General features: G+C 57.9%; 16 protein-coding genes and 1 pseudogene. 15 read left to right on the forward strand and 2 right to left on the reverse strand.

Annotated features, from left to right (window positions below):
• Positions 1-1,007, reverse strand: a 1,007-nt coding sequence (locus M0974_RS17650; RefSeq protein WP_297839436.1) for a LacI family DNA-binding transcriptional regulator, incomplete at its 3' end; no start/stop codon positions are given.
• Positions 1,008-1,285: 278 nt separating this feature from the next.
• Here M0974_RS17650 and mrdA point away from each other — a divergent pair.
• Both mrdA and M0974_RS17660 read left to right on the forward strand, forming a co-directional pair.
• A complete protein-coding gene (gene mrdA / locus M0974_RS17655; protein ID WP_297839440.1) occupies positions 1,286-3,181 on the forward strand; it encodes a penicillin-binding protein 2 in 1,896 nt (631 codons plus the stop codon).
• Positions 3,182-3,527: 346 nt separating this feature from the next.
• A complete protein-coding gene (locus M0974_RS17660) occupies positions 3,528-5,420 on the forward strand; it encodes a methyl-accepting chemotaxis protein (protein WP_297839443.1) in 1,893 nt (630 codons plus the stop codon).
• Positions 5,421-5,526: 106 nt separating this feature from the next.
• On the opposite strand, the gene M0974_RS17665 is transcribed toward M0974_RS17660, so the two are convergent.
• Positions 5,527-6,423, reverse strand: a complete 897-nt coding sequence (locus M0974_RS17665) for an alpha/beta hydrolase-fold protein (RefSeq protein ID WP_297839446.1) — start codon at positions 6,421-6,423, stop codon at positions 5,527-5,529.
• A gap of 222 nt (positions 6,424-6,645) precedes the next feature.
• Here M0974_RS17665 and phnC point away from each other — a divergent pair, with 222 nt between their 5' ends.
• The 13 genes and pseudogenes from phnC to phnP form a co-directional block, all read left to right on the forward strand.
• Complete coding sequence (gene phnC, locus M0974_RS17670; RefSeq protein ID WP_297839447.1) at positions 6,646-7,482, forward strand: phosphonate ABC transporter ATP-binding protein; 837 nt, start codon at positions 6,646-6,648, stop codon at positions 7,480-7,482.
• A gap of 63 nt (positions 7,483-7,545) precedes the next feature.
• Positions 7,546-8,550, forward strand: a complete 1,005-nt coding sequence (gene phnD, locus M0974_RS17675; RefSeq protein ID WP_297839450.1) for a phosphonate ABC transporter substrate-binding protein — start codon at positions 7,546-7,548, stop codon at positions 8,548-8,550.
• Between the two features lie 76 nt (positions 8,551-8,626).
• Entirely contained in the window at positions 8,627-9,415 is a 789-nt protein-coding gene (phnE, locus tag M0974_RS17680) for a phosphonate ABC transporter, permease protein PhnE (RefSeq protein ID WP_297839453.1), read from the forward strand.
• A 32-nt stretch (positions 9,416-9,447) separates the two neighbouring features.
• Positions 9,448-10,152, forward strand: a complete 705-nt coding sequence (phnF, locus tag M0974_RS17685) for a phosphonate metabolism transcriptional regulator PhnF (protein ID WP_297839456.1) — start codon at positions 9,448-9,450, stop codon at positions 10,150-10,152.
• Positions 10,153-10,191: 39 nt separating this feature from the next.
• Positions 10,192-10,647: a phosphonate C-P lyase system protein PhnG gene (gene phnG / locus M0974_RS17690; protein WP_297839458.1), complete on the forward strand. Its 456-nt coding sequence runs from the start codon at positions 10,192-10,194 to the stop codon at positions 10,645-10,647.
• Complete coding sequence (gene phnH / locus M0974_RS17695) at positions 10,647-11,258, forward strand: phosphonate C-P lyase system protein PhnH (RefSeq protein ID WP_297839461.1); 612 nt, start codon at positions 10,647-10,649, stop codon at positions 11,256-11,258. The genes phnG and phnH overlap by 1 nt, the downstream gene beginning before the upstream one ends.
• Positions 11,258-12,349, forward strand: a complete 1,092-nt coding sequence (locus tag M0974_RS17700; protein ID WP_297839467.1) for a carbon-phosphorus lyase complex subunit PhnI — start codon at positions 11,258-11,260, stop codon at positions 12,347-12,349. Before phnH ends, M0974_RS17700 begins: the two co-directional genes overlap by 1 nt.
• Complete coding sequence (locus M0974_RS17705) at positions 12,346-13,221, forward strand: alpha-D-ribose 1-methylphosphonate 5-phosphate C-P-lyase PhnJ (RefSeq protein ID WP_297839470.1); 876 nt, start codon at positions 12,346-12,348, stop codon at positions 13,219-13,221. Before M0974_RS17700 ends, M0974_RS17705 begins: the two co-directional genes overlap by 4 nt.
• Positions 13,218-14,035, forward strand: a pseudogene (gene phnK / locus M0974_RS17710) (phosphonate C-P lyase system protein PhnK). The gene M0974_RS17705 and the pseudogene phnK overlap by 4 nt, the downstream one beginning before the upstream one ends.
• A 55-nt stretch (positions 14,036-14,090) precedes the next feature.
• Positions 14,091-14,807, forward strand: coding sequence for a phosphonate C-P lyase system protein PhnL (phnL, locus tag M0974_RS17715; protein ID WP_297839473.1), 717 nt, complete (start codon positions 14,091-14,093; stop codon positions 14,805-14,807).
• Positions 14,801-15,946 carry an alpha-D-ribose 1-methylphosphonate 5-triphosphate diphosphatase gene (locus M0974_RS17720; RefSeq protein WP_297839475.1) on the forward strand — a complete coding sequence of 382 codons (1,146 nt, stop codon included), beginning with the start codon at positions 14,801-14,803 and terminating at the stop codon, positions 15,944-15,946. The genes phnL and M0974_RS17720 overlap by 7 nt, the downstream gene beginning before the upstream one ends.
• Complete coding sequence (gene phnN / locus M0974_RS17725; RefSeq protein ID WP_297839478.1) at positions 15,946-16,515, forward strand: phosphonate metabolism protein/1,5-bisphosphokinase (PRPP-forming) PhnN; 570 nt, start codon at positions 15,946-15,948, stop codon at positions 16,513-16,515. Before M0974_RS17720 ends, phnN begins: the two co-directional genes overlap by 1 nt.
• Positions 16,506-17,063, forward strand: a 558-nt coding sequence (phnP, locus tag M0974_RS17730; protein ID WP_297839481.1) for a phosphonate metabolism protein PhnP, incomplete at its 3' end; no start/stop codon positions are given. The genes phnN and phnP, both read left to right, overlap by 10 nt.

Below are 17,063 nucleotides of genomic sequence, written 5' to 3' on the forward strand. Positions count from 1 at the left end.
ACCGGTGCTTCACCACTGTTGGGGTGCTTGAAGCGTTCCAGCAGCGCTTGGGCCGTTTGAAAGCCGATACGCGAACCGTCAACGCTGACAGTCGACAGCGCCGGGTAAACTTGCGCCGCGCTGCTCAAATCGCCGAAACCCATCACCGCCAGGTCTTGCGGTACGCGCAAACCGCGGCTGGCAGCTTCCGCCAATACACCTTGGGCGATGGTGTCGGAACTGCAGACCACAATCTCGGGCGGCGTTTCCTGCTCCAGTAAACGACGAAGCCCTTCGCGACCGATTTCCAGGGTGGCGGGGGGCGCCAGCACTTCGACGGGAACTTCGTCCACGCCGTGTCGCGTCAACTCAGCAATCAAGCTATTGCATCGCCTGAGGCCGCGGGGGTCGCTGATGGTGATCACCGAAAATCGACGGTAGCCCTTGTCCAGCAAGTGCCGGGCGGTACTTTCACCTACTTGTTCGTGGGAAAACCCCACCAGCATATCAATCGGCGCTTCGCTGAGGTCCCATGCTTCCACCACGGGAATGCCGGCCTGAGCCAGACGCAAACGGCTGGCTTCAGTGTGCAAGGTTCCGGTCAAGACAATGCCATCCGGACGTCGGCCGAGTACTGCTTCCAGCAGTGCTTCTTCCTGCTCAGCGGAATAACCGGTCAAGCCCAGTAATGTTTGATAGCCGGCTTCGGTCAAACGATCCATCAGCGCCTGAACCGTGTCGGCAAAAATCGAGTTGGCGATGGTCGGCAAAAAAATCGCCACCAGCCGACTTTTGTTGCTCGCCAAACCGCCCGCCAGCATGTTCGACACGTACCCAGTGGCGCGGACTGCTTCGCGCACTTTTTCCCGAGTCAGTTCGCTCACCAGTTCCGGGCGGTGCAGGGCGCGGGACACGGTCATCGGCGAGACGCCCGCGACCTTAGCCACATCGATCAAGGTCAGGTTCGAAGATTTTTGCAGTAATGAAGCAACAGCGGTCGCCGTGGCGCCGTCCGATTTTTTCGGCATTAGTGGTTCCGAACTGACTCGCTAATTGAAGTGCTCGGCACGGGTGACTCCCTGCCATAGGGGCTGGGGCCTGCTTCGGTCGGCGTTTGCGCCACACGATACCGCTTCTTCGGCGATAAATGTATAGCCATAACCCTCGCAACCTCAGTGCTTTACGTCGCTTACGCGGCATGGACAGCACGCGCGTCTGGCAGATGAATCCATATTGGTGCGCACTTCTTGGTATCGTGCGTCACAATTTGTCATGATTGCCCATTTTTAAACGAGAAGCTGTAGCAATGCCTGATCCAATTCCCTTAAAAGACCATGAGAAAGAAAGACAGCTGGTCAATAAACGATTGGCAGCCTGTGGTCTGTTAGTCGTGATTCTGAGCTGCATTCTGGTCGGCAGAATGTATTTCCTGCAGGTCACCGAATTCGCCTATCACTCGACCATCTCCGAAAACAACCGGGTTCACGTGCTGCCGATCACCCCAGAGCGGGGCATGATCTACGACCGTAACGGTGTCGTGCTGGCGGATAATAGGCCCAGTTTTAACTTGATCATGACCCGAGAGCGTTCCGGGGATTGGAGTGAGGTGCTGGATTCCCTCATCAGCATTCTTAACCTGCCGGAAGAAGACCGCATCCTTTTCGACAAAGACCTTAAGCAGGCGCGCCACCATTTTGACCCCGTGACGCTGTTGTATGAGTTGACTGAAGAACAAATTGCGCTGATTGCCGTGAATCAGTTTCGCTTGCCCGGTATTGACGTGGAACCGCAGTTCGTTCGCCATTATCCTTATGGCGCGCATTTCGCCCACTCGATTGGTTATGTGGGCCGGATCAACGAAAAAGAATCCAAGCAATTGGATCAGGTTGAATACCGAGGCACTCAATCCATCGGCAAAACCGGTATCGAGAAGTTCTACGAATCCGAATTGCACGGGCGAGTGGGCTATGAAGAAGTTGAAACCAACGCCCAAGGCCGTGTGCTGCGAGTGCTCAAACATACCGATCCGATTCCCGGCAAAAACATTGTCTTGAGTCTGGACGTGCATCTGCAAGAAGCCGCTGAAGATGCATTGGGCGACCGCCGTGGATCGGTGGTGGCGCTGGACCCGGAAACCGGGGAAGTCTTGGCCATGGTCAGCAAGCCGAGTTTTGACCCCAATCTGTTCGTCACCGGCATCAGTTTCAAAGAATACGCGGCACTTCGGGATTCAGTCGACCGACCGTTGTTCAACCGCGTGCTGCGTGGTTTATACGCCCCGGGATCGACGATCAAGCCAGAGGTGGCGATTGCCGGCCTGGACAGTGGGGTTGTTACGCCGCAAGCGCGGGTATTTGATCCAGGTTATTTCCAGTTGCCGGATTACGACCACAAATACCGTAACTGGAACCACAGTGGAGATGGTTGGGTGGACATGGACGCAGCGATCATGCGCTCCAACGACACCTACTTTTACACCTTGGCGCACAAGCTCGGCATCGACCGCATGCACGACTACATGACCATGTTTGGCTTGGGGCAGAAGGTCTCGCTGGACATGTTCGAGGAGGCGCCGGGCTTGATGCCGTCTCGTGAATGGAAGCGGGCGACTCGACGACAGGTCTGGTTCCCGGGCGAGACGGTGATTTTGGGCATTGGCCAAGGTTATATGCAGGTCACGCCGTTGCAACTGGCGCAAGCCACTGCACTGATCGCGAACAAGGGCGTGTGGAATCGACCGCACTTGGCGAAAACCATAGACGGTGTCGCGCCGGTGGATGAGCACCCAATGCCGAATATTGTGCTGCGAAATAATGCGGACTGGGAGCAGGTCAACCACGGCATGCAAATGGTAATGCATGATCCGCGTGGTATTGCCCGTGCGGCGGCGGTTGGTGCGCAATACCGGATTGCCGGTAAAAGTGGTACGGCGCAGGTGGTCGCGATCAAGCAGGGCGAACGTTACAACCGCTTGAAGACCTTGGAGCGTAACCGTGATAACGCGTTGTTCGTGGGCTTTGCTCCGGCGGGCAAACCGAAAATCGCAGTGTCGGTGATGATTGAGAACGGCGAGGCAGGTGGTCGGGTGGCGGGGCCAGTGGTGCGCCAGATTCTGGACGCCTGGTTGCTGGATAAAGACGGCAAACTGAAGCCGCAGTATGCGATTCCCATGGCTAAGGCGCCGGGTGAACCGCACGTTTGATTCCGGTTATTGAATGCGGTGTATCTGATGCACCGCATCAACTTCTTCGCGAACAAGTTCGCTCCCACAGAATGCATGAACACCGAGAAGTTGTGCCGGTCACATCTGTGGATTGTCTCAAACATAGAATCTCCTACAGGTTTTGTGTTTGCTGCGCGACGGGCGGAATATCCAATAGGCATTGGGTCTGTATGGCTATTAGCCGCCGATTGTCGGGATGCGGACGTGTTTTAACAGTCGTGCTTCCTTTTAGTTATATAAGTCCGTACAACGCTGCATCGCAATCCCCTGTCCGCATAGTTTGCGCACTGGCCATTGCTATATTTTCAGGCTGGATAACGCTCGTATGATTAAAAGTTTGGGTTTCAGCAAGAAGATCCTGTTGGCCGCCACGGTAATCATCGTGGTCGCGTTTTCCTGCTTTATCGTTGTGAACGACTATCGACAACGTGAAACGCTGAAGGCCAATGTGTTTTCGGAACTGAAACAGCTGGGCACGCTCACCACGCAAAACATCCAGACCTGGTTAGAAAGTCGTACCCAGCTGCTGCACTCCATGGCGCAACAGGTTGCGGTTGATGGCACTGCCATTCCAGCGCTCCAGCACGCTATTGGTTTGCCTGTGTACGCGGAAAACTTTCAACTGAGTTATTTCGGTTCAAGTGACGGTGTGATGTTTTCGGTTCCAGCGGGCAACCGAGCGAGTGACTACGACCCGCGCCAACGCGGTTGGTACAAGGCTGCCGTCAGCGCCCAGACCATGGTGGTGACCGAACCGTATATTGCTGCGTCGTCTGGCAAGTTGGTGGTCACGTTGGCCACACCGGTCAAGCATGACAATCAGTTCGTCGGTGTGGCAGGCGCAGATATCGCCCTCGACAGCATCAGCAACACCATCAACTCGCTGAACTTTGGCGGTCACGGTTATGCCTTCATCGTCAGCGGCGATGGCAAGATCCTGATTCACCCGAACAGCAAACTGGTACTGAAAAGCCTCAGTGAGGCGTACCCGGTGGACACGCCGAAAGTCGCGCCAGGCGTGTATGAAGTGAGTGCTCAAGGCAAAAGCGAGTTTATCTCCTTTACCCACGTTGACGGCTTGTCCTCGGCGAACTGGTACGTGGCGTTAGTACTCGATCAAGACGCCGCGTACTCGATGCTCAGTGAATTCCGCACCTCGGCACTGACCGCGATGATCATCATTGTGGTCGTCGTTGTGCTGCTGTTGGGTCTCTTGATTCGCGTGCTGATGCAACCGCTGCACCAGATGGGCCGCGCCATGCGCGACATCGCAGACGGTGAGGGCGATCTGACCAAGCGCCTGGCCATTGAGTCGCAAGATGAGTTCGGCGCCTTGGCGCAGTCCTTCAACCACTTCGTCGAGCGTATTCACGGGTCCATCCGAGAAGTGGCGGGCACTGCAAGCCATCTTAGCGAAGTAGCTGCGCGGGTGGTCTGTGCGTCGAACTCATCGATGGTCAACTCCGACGAGCAGGCCAACCGCACCAGCAGCGTCGCAGCTGCTATCAATGAATTGGGCGCTGCCGCACAAGAAATTGCGCAAAACGCGGCGTTGGCTTCGCAGCATTCCAGCGACGCCAGCCAACTCGCGGGTGATGGTCAAAAGGTCGTGCAGCAAACCATTCAGGCGATGAGTTTGCTGTCGGTGAACATCAGTGAATCCTGCACCAACATCGAAAGCCTGAACGGCAAAACGGTGAACATTGGGCAGATTCTTGAGGTGATCACCAGCATCTCCCAGCAGACCAATTTGTTGGCACTGAACGCAGCCATCGAGGCCGCAAGGGCAGGGGAGGCGGGCCGCGGGTTCGCCGTGGTAGCTGATGAAGTACGCAACCTGGCGCACCGCACTCAGGACTCCGCTCAGCAAGTGCAGACGATGATTGAAGAGCTGCAAGTCGGCGCCCGCCAAGCGGTAGCGACCATGACCGAAAGCCAACGCCAGAGCGAAACCAGCGTGACCATCGCCAACCAGGCCGGTGACCGCTTGAACAGCGTGACGGGCCGCATTAGCGAAATCGACGGCATGAATCAGTCAGTTGCCACGGCGACGGAAGAACAGACCGCTGTGGTTGAGTCGATCAACGTTGATATCACCCAGATCAACACCCTGAATCAGGCAGGGGTCGATAACTTGAAATCGACGCTGGAAGCCTGTGCCGATCTGGAGCAGCAAGCGACCAAGTTGCAGCATTTGGTGGGGACGTTTCGGATCTGAAAAAGCCTACAGGGCACGGTTTAAAACGCGTCGCCCGCTTCCCGAATGAATTCGGTCCCACAGGAAATATGCAATTCCCCTGTGGGACCGAATTCATTCGGGAAAGCTATTTCAGCCCGGCGGCCATCCTTAGTGCCGGATACAGCGCGGCATTAAACATTTCTCCGTGGGCCAACCCTTCAAATTCTTGGTAGTTCGCGGTTACGCCGGGCAGTTTTTTCAGGTGCTCGGCCACCTGCCAATTGGCATCGTCTGGAACAGTTGCCATGGCTTTTCTCCGTTCCAGCGAGCCGCCATCAAATGACTTAATCGGCGGGCGACCTTCTTTCGAACCGCGCATGATCATCACCCGTCGTTTCGAGCCCTCGGCAATACCCGTAAACCCCATTCCTTTGGCAAACGTTTCCGGCTGATACCACAGCGATGGACTGGCCGCGAAGTACGTTTGAAACGCCTGGGAATTCTCAAACAATGCATACAACACAAACAACCCGCCAAATGAATGGCCCCACAGCATCTGCTGGGTTCGGTCAATAGGCTGCTGTCGTTCCACCAATGGTTTGATCTGCGTAATCAAACTTTTCAAAAAGTCCGCAGAGCTGGCGCTTGTGTAATCCCGAGTGCGCAGGTCCATGTCGTAGCGCGCATCGATGTCGTAACCGACCATCACCAGCACGGGCGGATTACCAGCGTCCAGCTCACCGAGCCAATCGTCACGCAGTTCGGCCATGACGTTATTGCCGTCCAGTAAATACACCACCGGGTAGCCAGCTGCAGGTGGCGCGCGGCGGGGGATGGCGAGGTCGAGGCGATAACGGCGTTTGCCGTCTGGCGAGTCCACGTGTAAACGCTCGAAGCGGTAATGGCTTGAGCCACGATCAGCCAAGGTCGGTTCAGAAGCCGACTGCGGAGGTTTTTGCGGGGTGGAAGTGGCGTGTGCGACCAATGGAAGAATACTCAATAATAAAATCAGCAGGGTTTTATAGCGCTGCGCGGTGTTCATTCGCGGACTCTCCCTCTCTTCAAGAACCCCTTAAACCGGGCCCTTCAGCACCATACACCACGCTATGGGCTACGGTCTGCAAACAGCTCCAACCTCAAACCGTCAACCAACCGTTACCGTATTGTCATCCGTAGTTCATGGGTCTGAAACATCGCCTCTCTAATGTCTGACGCACTTCAACGCAGCCGCGCAAAGGCTGTTCAACCAGACAGAGAGACGCCCATGAACGCAGCTATCCATGTCGACCGTCTGAACAAGACGTTTGCTCGAAAAACCGCGTTGATCGACCTTGCGTTGTCTATACAACCCGGTGAGATGGTCGCGCTGATTGGCGCGTCTGGCTCCGGCAAGTCCACGCTGCTGCGGCACATGGCGGGCCTCGCCCGTTGCGACAAAGCCAACGGTGGCAGCGTTCAGGTGCTAGGTCGTGAAGTGCAGTCCTGCGGGCGCCTGAACGGTAATGTCCGTCAGTTGCGCTCTGATATCGGCTACATCTTCCAGCAGTTCAACTTGGTTAATCGCCTCAGCGTGTTGGACAACGTGCTGCTCGGTTGCCTGGGTCGCATGCCCAGCTGGCGTGGCAATTTGAGTTTGTTCAATGCCGAAGAAAAGCAGCGTGCAATGGAGTCCCTGGACCGCGTTGGCTTGGCTGATCTTGCGGCACAACGCGCTTCTACCTTGTCCGGTGGGCAACAACAACGAGTAGCCATTGCCCGTGCTTTGACCCAGCGCGCCGAGGTCATCCTGGCCGACGAACCGATTGCCTCACTGGACCCCGAGTCCGCACGCAAAGTCATGGAAATCCTCGCCGACATCAACCGTCGCGACGGAAAAACTGTTGTGGTCACCCTGCATCAAGTGGATTACGCCGTGCGTTATTGCCAGCGTGCGGTCGCCCTCAAAGGTGGACGCATTCATTTCGATGGCGCCGCCACAGCCCTCAGTACCGAGTTTCTCAATGACCTGTATGGAGCAGACCTGGACACCAGTCTGCTGTTCTCCGACAAGGCGCGCAGTGCCGACAAACCGATAAAGCTGGCCCTCGCGGCAGCCCGATAACGGCCTTTAAAGCGTTGCTGCTGCAAACCCCGAACCTCCTATTTCTCTCTCAGGAACTTGCCCATGTTGAATCGTATCGGTCGCGTTTTCGCGTCTGCCGCTTTGTTGGCCACCTTCTGTTTGGGCACCGCTCACGCCGAAGAGAAGGTCATCAACTTCGGCCTTATGTCCACCGAGTCATCGACCAACCTCAAGAGCGTTTGGCAACCGTTTCTCGACGACATGTCGAAAAAAACCGGTCTGAAAGTCAACGCTACGTTTGCTTCTGACTACGCCGGTTTGATTCAAGGCATGCGCTTCAACAAAGTCGATATCGCCTGGTTGGGCAACAAGGGTGCGATGGAGGCCGTAGACCGTTCCAACGGTGAAATCTTCGCCCAGACCGCCGCTGCCAATGGCGCGGCCGGTTACTGGAGCCTGTTGATAGTGCGCAAAGACAGCCCGATCAATTCCGTTGAAGACATGCTGAAAAACGCCAAGAACCTGACCTTCGGTAACGGCGATCCAAACTCCACATCGGGCTATCTGGTCCCTGGCTATTACGTGTTTGCCAAGAACCATGTGGATGCCGCTACTGCGTTCAAGCGCACGCTGAATTCGAGCCATGAGGTTAACGCCCTGAGCGTGGCCAAAGGTCAGCTGGATGTCGCGACCTTCAACACCGAAAGCTGGGACCGCCTGGAAGTGACCCAGCCCGACAAGGCTGCACTGCTCAAAGTGATCTGGAAGTCGCCATTGATTCCGGCCGACCCAATGGTCTGGAACAAGAGCCTGTCTGACACCGACAAAGCCAAGATTCGTGAATTCTTCGCCACCTACGGCGACACCGATCATGAGAAGGCCGTGCTCAAGGACATGCAATTGGGCAAGTTTCTGAAGTCTTCCGATGATCAATTATTGCCGATTCGCCAGCTTGAGTTGTTCAAGCAACGCAACGAAGTCGCCAGCAGCAGCACGCTGAATGACAAAGAAAAAGCTGAGCGCTTGAAAGCCCTCGATGACGGTTTGGCCAAGCTGCAACAGCGCATCACTGAGCTTGAGAAGAAGAGCACCGCCAGCGCCGGCTAACGCCCAATGGCCTGACGCCAAGGACGGCGTCTGCGAAGGGCTGCCTTTGAATGTTTGATGTTGCGAGAGCTTTTTTATGACAACCCACGCTGCATACGTCGAAGCCGTCGGCAAGCGCACTTGGCCACGCTACATCGGCTGGGGCCTGGTCCTTGCCTTGTTGGTCTGGTCTTGGCACGGCGCCGAAATGAACCCGCTGGCGCTGTACCGCGACTCGGGGAACATGGCGACTTTTGCTGCCGACTTCTTCCCGCCTGATTTTCACGAGTGGCGTTCGTACCTGAAGGAAATGCTAGTCACCGTACAAATTGCCGTCTGGGGCACGGTGCTGGCGATTATCTGTTCGGTGCCGCTGGGCATTCTGTGCGCCGAGAACATAACCCCGTGGTGGGTGCATCAACCGGTTCGCCGGGTCATGGACGCGTTCCGTTCGATCAACGAAATGGTGTTCGCCATGTTGTTCGTGGTGGCGGTGGGGCTGGGTCCTTTCGCCGGGGTATTGGCGTTATGGATTGGCACCACCGGTGTGCTGGCCAAACTGTTCGCTGAAGCGGTTGAAGCGATTGATCCCGGTCCGGTGGAAGGCGTGCGAGCCACCGGGGCCAGCGCGTTGCAGGAAGTGATTTACGGGGTCATCCCACAAGTCTTGCCGCTGTGGATTTCCTACGCGCTGTATCGCTTCGAGTCCAACGTACGCTCGGCGACGGTGGTGGGCATGGTCGGCGCTGGCGGCATTGGCGTAATCCTTTGGGAGAACATTCGCTCGTTTCAGTTCACCCAAACCTGCGCCGTTTTGCTGATCATTATTTTCGTGGTGAGCGTGATCGACCTTCTGTCGCAGCGCCTGCGCAAACAGTTCATCTAAGGGAGCGGTGCCTCACGGCGCTTTTTTTAACCATGCACTTGTCTAGACAAATTGAACCGGTTTACCGCGAGCTGGCAGACACCTTGCGGGGGGAACTCAGCGATTACCAGCCGGGGGATTACCTGCCCGCCGAGATCCGCTTGGCAGCGCGTTTTGCCGTCAACCGCCACACCGTTCGCCGGGCCATCGATGAGCTGGTCGCGGAGGGCAGCGTGCTGCGTCAACAGGGTAAAGGTACGCAAGTGCTGGAGCGCCGATTGATCTATCCGGTGGCCGCGCAGAGTGCTTACAGCCAATCGGTTTCGGCCATGGGGCATGGCGTTGAAGCGCGGCTGTTGTTGCGCCGCGCCTGCCTTGCAAACCTTGACGAGTCCAAGCATCTGGGCCTGGCCGATCAGGCTCCGCTGATTGAGTTGCAAACCCTGCGCATGGTCGACAACCAGCCCGTGAGTCTCATTCGTCATCGTTATTGCGCCAGCCGAACCGAGATGCTGGCAGCTTATACCGGTGGCTCATTGCGGCAGTTTTTCGCGGAACACGATTTGCCGTTGACCCGCACCTTCAGCCTGATCGGCGCACGCCTGCCGAGCCGTGAAGAAGCCGGCCTGCTGATGATGCCACGGCATTTGCCGGTACTCAGCGTCCTTACCCTTTCCCGTGACAGTTCCGGTCAGCCGGTGGAGCTTGCCCAGTCCACCAGCCGTTCGGACCGCTTTCAGTACCAGGTCCTGACCTGATCAAACGTCTTAATGAAGAGCCTGATGGAGAAGTCGAACATGAACCCCGCTCCTGTAGCCACGATCACTGCCCGCCAACAGTGGATCAGTGTGTTGGCCCACGCCCGAATGACCGAGTTGAGCAGCCATGAAGCCGCCTTGCGCGACACCGAATACCAACTGATTCGTGCCCCGGAAATCGGCATGACCTTGGTCCGAGGCCGCATGGGCGGCACAGGCGCGGCGTTTAACGTCGGTGAAATGAGCGTCACCCGTTGCGTAGTGCGCTTGGCTGACGGGCGCACTGGTTTTAGCTACCTCGCCGGCCGCGACAAGTTACACGCCGAGCTGGCCGCGTTGGCCGATGCGCATTTGCAAGGTTCGCAACAGTCGCGCTGGTTAACCGAATTGATCGAACCCCTGGCCCGTGCGCATGCCGCGCGCCGTGCCGTCAAACAAGCCGAAACCGCAGCCACCAAGGTGGAGTTTTTTACCTTGGTTCGAGGAGAAGACTGATGAGTGCAACCCTATTGCAACCGGCATTCGCCGACTCGGTGCTGGATTCCGTGCGCAGCTTTCGCGCAGCGTTAAAAGCCCTTGCCGGCCCTGGTGTTGTTCAGCCATTGGAGGCGCCGCCGCTGGAAGGTTTGGCTCCGGCCACCTATGCGTTGTGCCTGGCGCTGCTGGATGTCGACACCCCGTTGTGGCTGGCGCCAGCTTTCGACACGCCGACCATTCGCGCCAACCTGACGTTTCACTGCGGTTGTCCGATTGTCGGTTCCCGAGAACAGGCGCGTTTTGCCTTGCTCGACGACAGCGAACTGCACGATTTACGCGGCTTCGAGCTGGGTAACGATCGCTATCCCGATCAGGCCTGCACGCTGTTGATCCAACTGCCGCAACTGGACGGCGGCCGCCACCTGATCTGGCGCGGCCCCGGTATTCAAAGCGAAAACCAGGTGGCTCTGCCATTGGCTGAAGGCTTCTGGGGCGAGCGCGATGCACGCAATGATTTCCCTCGCGGGCTGGATGCATTTTTCCTGGCGGGTAGCAGCGTCATCGGCCTGCCGCGCAGTACCCGTGTCAGCGTGGTTCAAACCAACACCGTGGCTGAGGAGTGTGCCTGATGTACGTAGCCGTCAAAGGTGGCGAACAGGCCATCGACAACGCCCAAAGTTTGCTGGCGAAAAGACGCCGGGGCGACACCTCAATTGCCGAGTTGGCGGTTGAACAGATTCGTCAGCAATTGCCGCTGGCCGTAGCCCGAGTCATGAGCGAAGGCTCGCTGTACGACGAGCAACTGGCTGCGCTGGCGATCAAGCAAGCGGCGGGGGATCTGGTTGAGGCGATCTTCTTGCTGCGTGCTTATCGCACCACGTTGCCGCGCTTCACCGGCAGCGTGCCGATAGACACTTCGGACATGCAACTGAGCCGTCGTTTGTCAGCGACGTTCAAGGACGTACCGGGCGGTCAATTACTGGGTCCAACCTTCGATTACACCCACCGCTTGCTCGACTTTGCCTTGCTGGCCGAAGGCGAATATCCGGGGCCCCTCGTGCAAGAGGGCGCCACTGTGGAAGCGTGCCCACGGGTTCTGGGTCTGTTGGCCAAGGAGGGCCTGATCAAGAACGAAAGCGGCAGTGATGAAAGCGTTCCCGATATCACTCGCACGCCGCTGGAGTATCCGTCCAGCCGTGCGCAGCGCTTGCAGGCACTGGCCCGTGGTGACGAAGGTTTTCTGTTGGCACTGGGTTACTCAACCCAACGTGGCTATGGCCGCAATCACCCGTTCGCCGGAGAAATTCGTATTGGTGAAGTCGAGGTCTGGATCGAGCCGCAAGAGTTGGGGTTCCCTATCAATATCGGCAGCATCGAAATCACAGAGTGCGAAATGGTCAACCAGTTCGTGGGCTCCGGCGCTGAGCTGGCGCAGTTCACCCGCGGTTATGGCCTGACGTTTGGCCAGGCCGAGCGCAAGGCCATGGGCATGGCGCTGGTGGATCGCTCACTGCGCGCTGCGGAATTCAACGAAGAAATCGAATCGCCAGCGCAGATGGAAGAGTTCGTCCTCAGCCATTGCGACAACGTTGAAGCCGCGGGTTTTGTCTCGCACTTGAAGTTGCCGCATTACGTCGACTTCCAGTCTGAACTGGAATTGATCCGCAAGTTGCGCAAGCCCGCATCAGCCCAGACCGCCGCCCAGGAGAATCTGCAATGAGCAGCCAGACGCAGGCCCTCCCTGCTCGGGACGAGGCTTACAACTTCGCTTACCTGGATGAACAGACCAAACGCATGATCCGCCGTGGGTTGCTTAAAGCCGTAGCGATTCCCGGTTATCAGGTGCCATTCGGTGGCCGCGAAATGCCGCTGCCCTATGGCTGGGGCACTGGCGGTATGCAAGTCACTGCGGCGATTCTCGGCGACGACGATGTGCTTAAAGTCATCGACCAAGGCGCGGACGACACCACCAACGCGGTTTCGATTCGGCGCTTTTTTGCCCGCACGGCTGGCATCGCCACCACCGAGCGTACCCCTGAAGCGACGATCATTCAGACCCGCCACCGGATCCCGGAAACACCGCTGCACGCCGATCAAATCATGGTGTATCAGGTGCCAAATCCGGAGCCACTGCGTTTTATCGAGCCTTCGGAAACCGAGACCCGGACCATGCACGCGCTGAACGATTACGGGGTGATGCACGTAAAACTCTACGAAGACATCGCCACCTTCGGCCATATCGCCACCAGTTACGCCTACCCGGTAATGGTCGATGATCGTTACGTGATGGACCCTTCGCCTAATCCGAAATTCGACAACCCAAAACTCGACATGAGCCCGGCGCTGATGTTGTTCGGTGCCGGCCGTGAGAAGCGCCTCTATGCCGTGCCGCCGTACACCAAGGTGGTGAGCCTGGACTTTGAGGATCACCCGTTCGAAATCCAGAAGTGGGAAGAATGCTGCGCCATTTGCGGCAGCCGTGATTCCTTCCTCGATGAAATGATTCTCGACGACGCTGGCACCCAAAGCTTCGTCTGTTCAGACACTGATTATTGCGCCCAACGCGTCATTGAACAGGAGGCTGGCCGATGAACAGTCCAGCAAAAAGGCCAGCGGTAGATCGCCAGGCTGAGCGTGCGCAACCGCTGCTCAAGGTGCGTGGCCTGAGCCGTTTGTATGGCCCGGAAAAGGGCTGTCAGGACGTTGATTTCGATCTGTACCCCGGTGAAGTGCTGGGCATTGTTGGCGAGTCCGGTTCAGGTAAATCGACTTTGTTGTCGTTGCTCAGTGGCCGTTGCCCGCCGGATCGCGGCGACATTCCTATCGCCACAAAGAGGGCGACTGGATTGACCTCTACAGCGCCAGCGAAGCCGAGCGTCGCACGTTATTGCGCACCGAATGGGGTTTTGTCGAACAAAGCCCGCGTGACGGTCTGCGCATGGGCGTCTCGGCGGGCGCCAACATCGGCGAGCGCTTGATGGCCCAGGGCGTGCGCAACTACAGCGAATTGCGAGCAGCCGGGATCGATTGGCTGAGCCAAGTCGAAATCGACCCGCTACGCATTGATGACCTGCCACGGACCTTTTCCGGGGGCATGCAACAACGCTTGCAGATCGCCCGCAATTTGGTCTCCGGCCCGCGTCTGGTGTTCATGGATGAACCCACCGGCGGCCTCGATGTGTCGGTGCAAGCCCGTTTGCTTGACCTGTTGCGCGGACTGGTGCGGGAGCTGGACCTGGCGGTGGTGATCGTTACTCACGACTTGGCCGTGGCGCGGTTGCTGGCGGATCGGTTGATGGTGATGCGCCGCTCCCGCGTCGTGGAATCGGGGCTGACCGATCAGATCCTGGATGACCCGCAGCATCCTTATTCGCAGTTGCTGGTGTCGTCGGTGCTGCAACCGTGATTTATCTGGCGACTGGACGGTCTCCGGTCGCCGCCGTCTTTTTGGGGTGAGCTTGATGAACACGTTGATCGAGGTCCGCGACCTCTCGAAAACCTTCACGCTGCATCAGCAAAACGGTGTGGTGCTCAATGTCCTTGATGGCTTGAGCTTTACCGTCAGTGCCAGCGAATGCCTGGTGCTGCACGGGCAATCCGGCGCTGGCAAAAGCACCTTGCTGCGCACGTTGTACGGAAACTATTTACCGGCAGGCGGCAGCATTCGCGTGCGCCATGCGGGCGATTGGCTGGAGCTGGTGGGCGCGCAACCGCGTGAAGTTCTAGCGGTGCGCCAACAAACCTTGGGTTACGTCAGCCAGTTTTTGCGGGTGATCCCACGGGTTTCCACCTTGGACGTAGTGATGGAGCCAGCGCTGGCGCGTGGCTGGTCGAAAGAACACGCCAAAACTCGGGCAGAGCATCTGTTGGCCCGCCTGAACATTCCGCAACGCTTGTGGCAGCTGGCGCCCGGCACCTTCTCTGGCGGTGAGCAGCAGCGGGTGAACATCGCGCGCGGCTTCATGGTCGAGTGGCCGGTAATGCTGTTGGACGAACCCACTGCCTCGCTGGACGACACCAATCGCCAGGTTGTGTTGGAACTGATGCAAGAAGCCAAAGCCGCAGGCGCCGCCTTGAGTGGCATCTTCCACGACCGCGCCGCCCGTGAAGCGGTCGCTGACCGCCATCTCGACATGACCCCCAACGCTCCGATTGCCAAGGAAACCGCGCCATGCTGACCGAACAGATCCTCAGCAATGCTCAAGTGGTGACTGCTGACCGCGTGTTTAACGGCACCGTGGTTTTGCGCAACGGCCTGATCGTCGAGGTCGACGAAGGCCGTAGCCGCTTGCCACAGGCGCAGGACCTGCATGGCGATTATTTGTTGCCGGGGCTGGTCGAACTGCACACCGATAATCTGGAGAAACACATGACCCCGCGTCCCGGTGTCGACTGGCCATCGACCTCGGCAGTGTTGAGCCATGACGCGCAGATTATTGCTGCCGGCATCACCACGGTGTTCGACGCGCTGTCCATTGGCGACGTCAATCCGAAGGGCAATCGCATGAAGAAATTGCCCGGCATGCTGGAGGCGATTGCCAGCGCCAGCATCGCAGGTCTAACCCGTGCCGAGCACCGTCTACACTTGCGTTGTGAGCTGTGCCACCCCGATACCTTGAGCGTGTACCGGGATCTGGTTGAGCATCCTTTGGTGCAATTGGTCTCGGTCATGGACCATTCGCCGGGTCAACGCCAATTTGCTCTTGAATCCAAGTACCGCGAGTACTACATGGGTAAATACCACCTGAACACCGAGCAGATGGATGAGTTCATTGTGTTTCAGATGGCCAACTCCCGTGAGTTCAGCGACCGTTATCGGCGCGCCATCGCCGAAGATTGCAAGGCTCGTGGCCTATCATTGGCCAGCCACGACGACGCAACGTTGGCCCATGTCGAAGAGTCGGCCAGCTACGGCATGACCATCGCCGAATTCCCGACCACGATGGAAGCTGCGCGTGGCAGTCACCGGTTGGGCATGGGGGTGTTAATGGGCGCGCCGAACGTTGTGCGGGGTGGCTCGCATTCGGGCAACGTCGCGGCGGCAGACCTTGCTAAAGAAGGATTACTGGATATTCTGTCCAGCGATTACTATCCGGCGAGTTTGCTGCAAGCGGCCTTCATCCTGGCCACTCAGGACAATGGTTGCGAACTCCCGCAAGCGGTGGGCATGGTCAGTCGCGCACCGGCCCATGCAGCAGGACTTGATGATCGCGGCGAGATTCGTATCGGTCTGCGCGCTGACCTGATTCAAGCAAAAAATCAGGACGGGCTTCCGGTGATTCAACAAGTATGGCGACAAGCGAAGAGGGTGTTCTGATGGCAGGCAGGTTGATCTATCTCATCGGACCTTCCGGTTCCGGCAAAGACAGCCTGCTGGATGCCGCGCGTGAGCCGCTGGCCGATCAAGGCTGCCGGATCGTGCGCAGGGTCATCACGCGTTCGGCAGAAGCGGTGGGCGAGGCGGCGCAAGCGGTTAGCGTTGAGCAGTTTGTATCGATGCAAGCTGAGGGCGCGTTCGCTCTCAGCTGGCAAGCTAATGGACTGCACTACGGAATTCCCGCAGAGATAGACGAATGGCTGGAAGCAGGGCTCGACGTGCTCGTCAATGGTTCGCGTGGGCACCTTGCTCAAGCGCGGCAACGTTATCCGGGTCTGCTCGCGCTGCTGCTGACGGTGGACCAAGGTATTTTGCGTCAACGGTTACAGGACCGTGGTCGCGAGTCACTGCCAGAGATCGAAGCGCGATTGGCGCGTAACGCTGATTTCGCGGCAACCCTGATGTCCAGTGAGAACAACGCGCTGTGGCTGCTGGACAACTCTGGGCCTATCGAGCAAACCCTTGCTCGCTTGCTGCAATTGCTCGGCAAAGACGCGGCATGCGCCTGACGTTGCTGGGCACCGCCGATGCGCGGCAGGTTCCGGTGTACGGTTGCGAATGCTTGGCGTGTGCGGCGGCTCATGCTGACCCACGATTGCGCCGTCGGCCGTGTAGCGCATTAATCGAATGCGCTGACCAGCGTTGGTTGATCGACTCGGGCCTGACGGACCTGACCGAACGGTTTCCACCGCGCAGCTTCAACGGCATTCTGCAAACCCATTACCACGCCGACCACGCGCAAGGGCTGTTGCACTTGCGTTGGGGTCATGGCTGGGTAATTCCGGTGCATGGGCCGGTAGACCCGGAGGGTTTGTCTGATCTGTACAAACACCCGGGCATACTGGATTTCAGCAAACCGTTGAGCGCTTTCGAAACCCGGCAGCTCGGCGCATTAAGCGTGACGGCGGTGCCGCTGGTGCACTCGAAACCGACCTTGGGGTATGTGCTGGAAGGCGAGGGGCGGCGTATTGCCTACCTGACAGACACCGTGGGTTTACCTGATGAGACCCTGGCGTTTCTGCAGGGACAGTTATTGGACGTGCTGGTGCTGGACTGC

Origin of the sequence: Pseudomonas sp., assembly GCF_026224925.1 — a bacterium.
In the GTDB taxonomy this organism is placed as follows: domain Bacteria; phylum Pseudomonadota; class Gammaproteobacteria; order Pseudomonadales; family Pseudomonadaceae; genus Aquipseudomonas.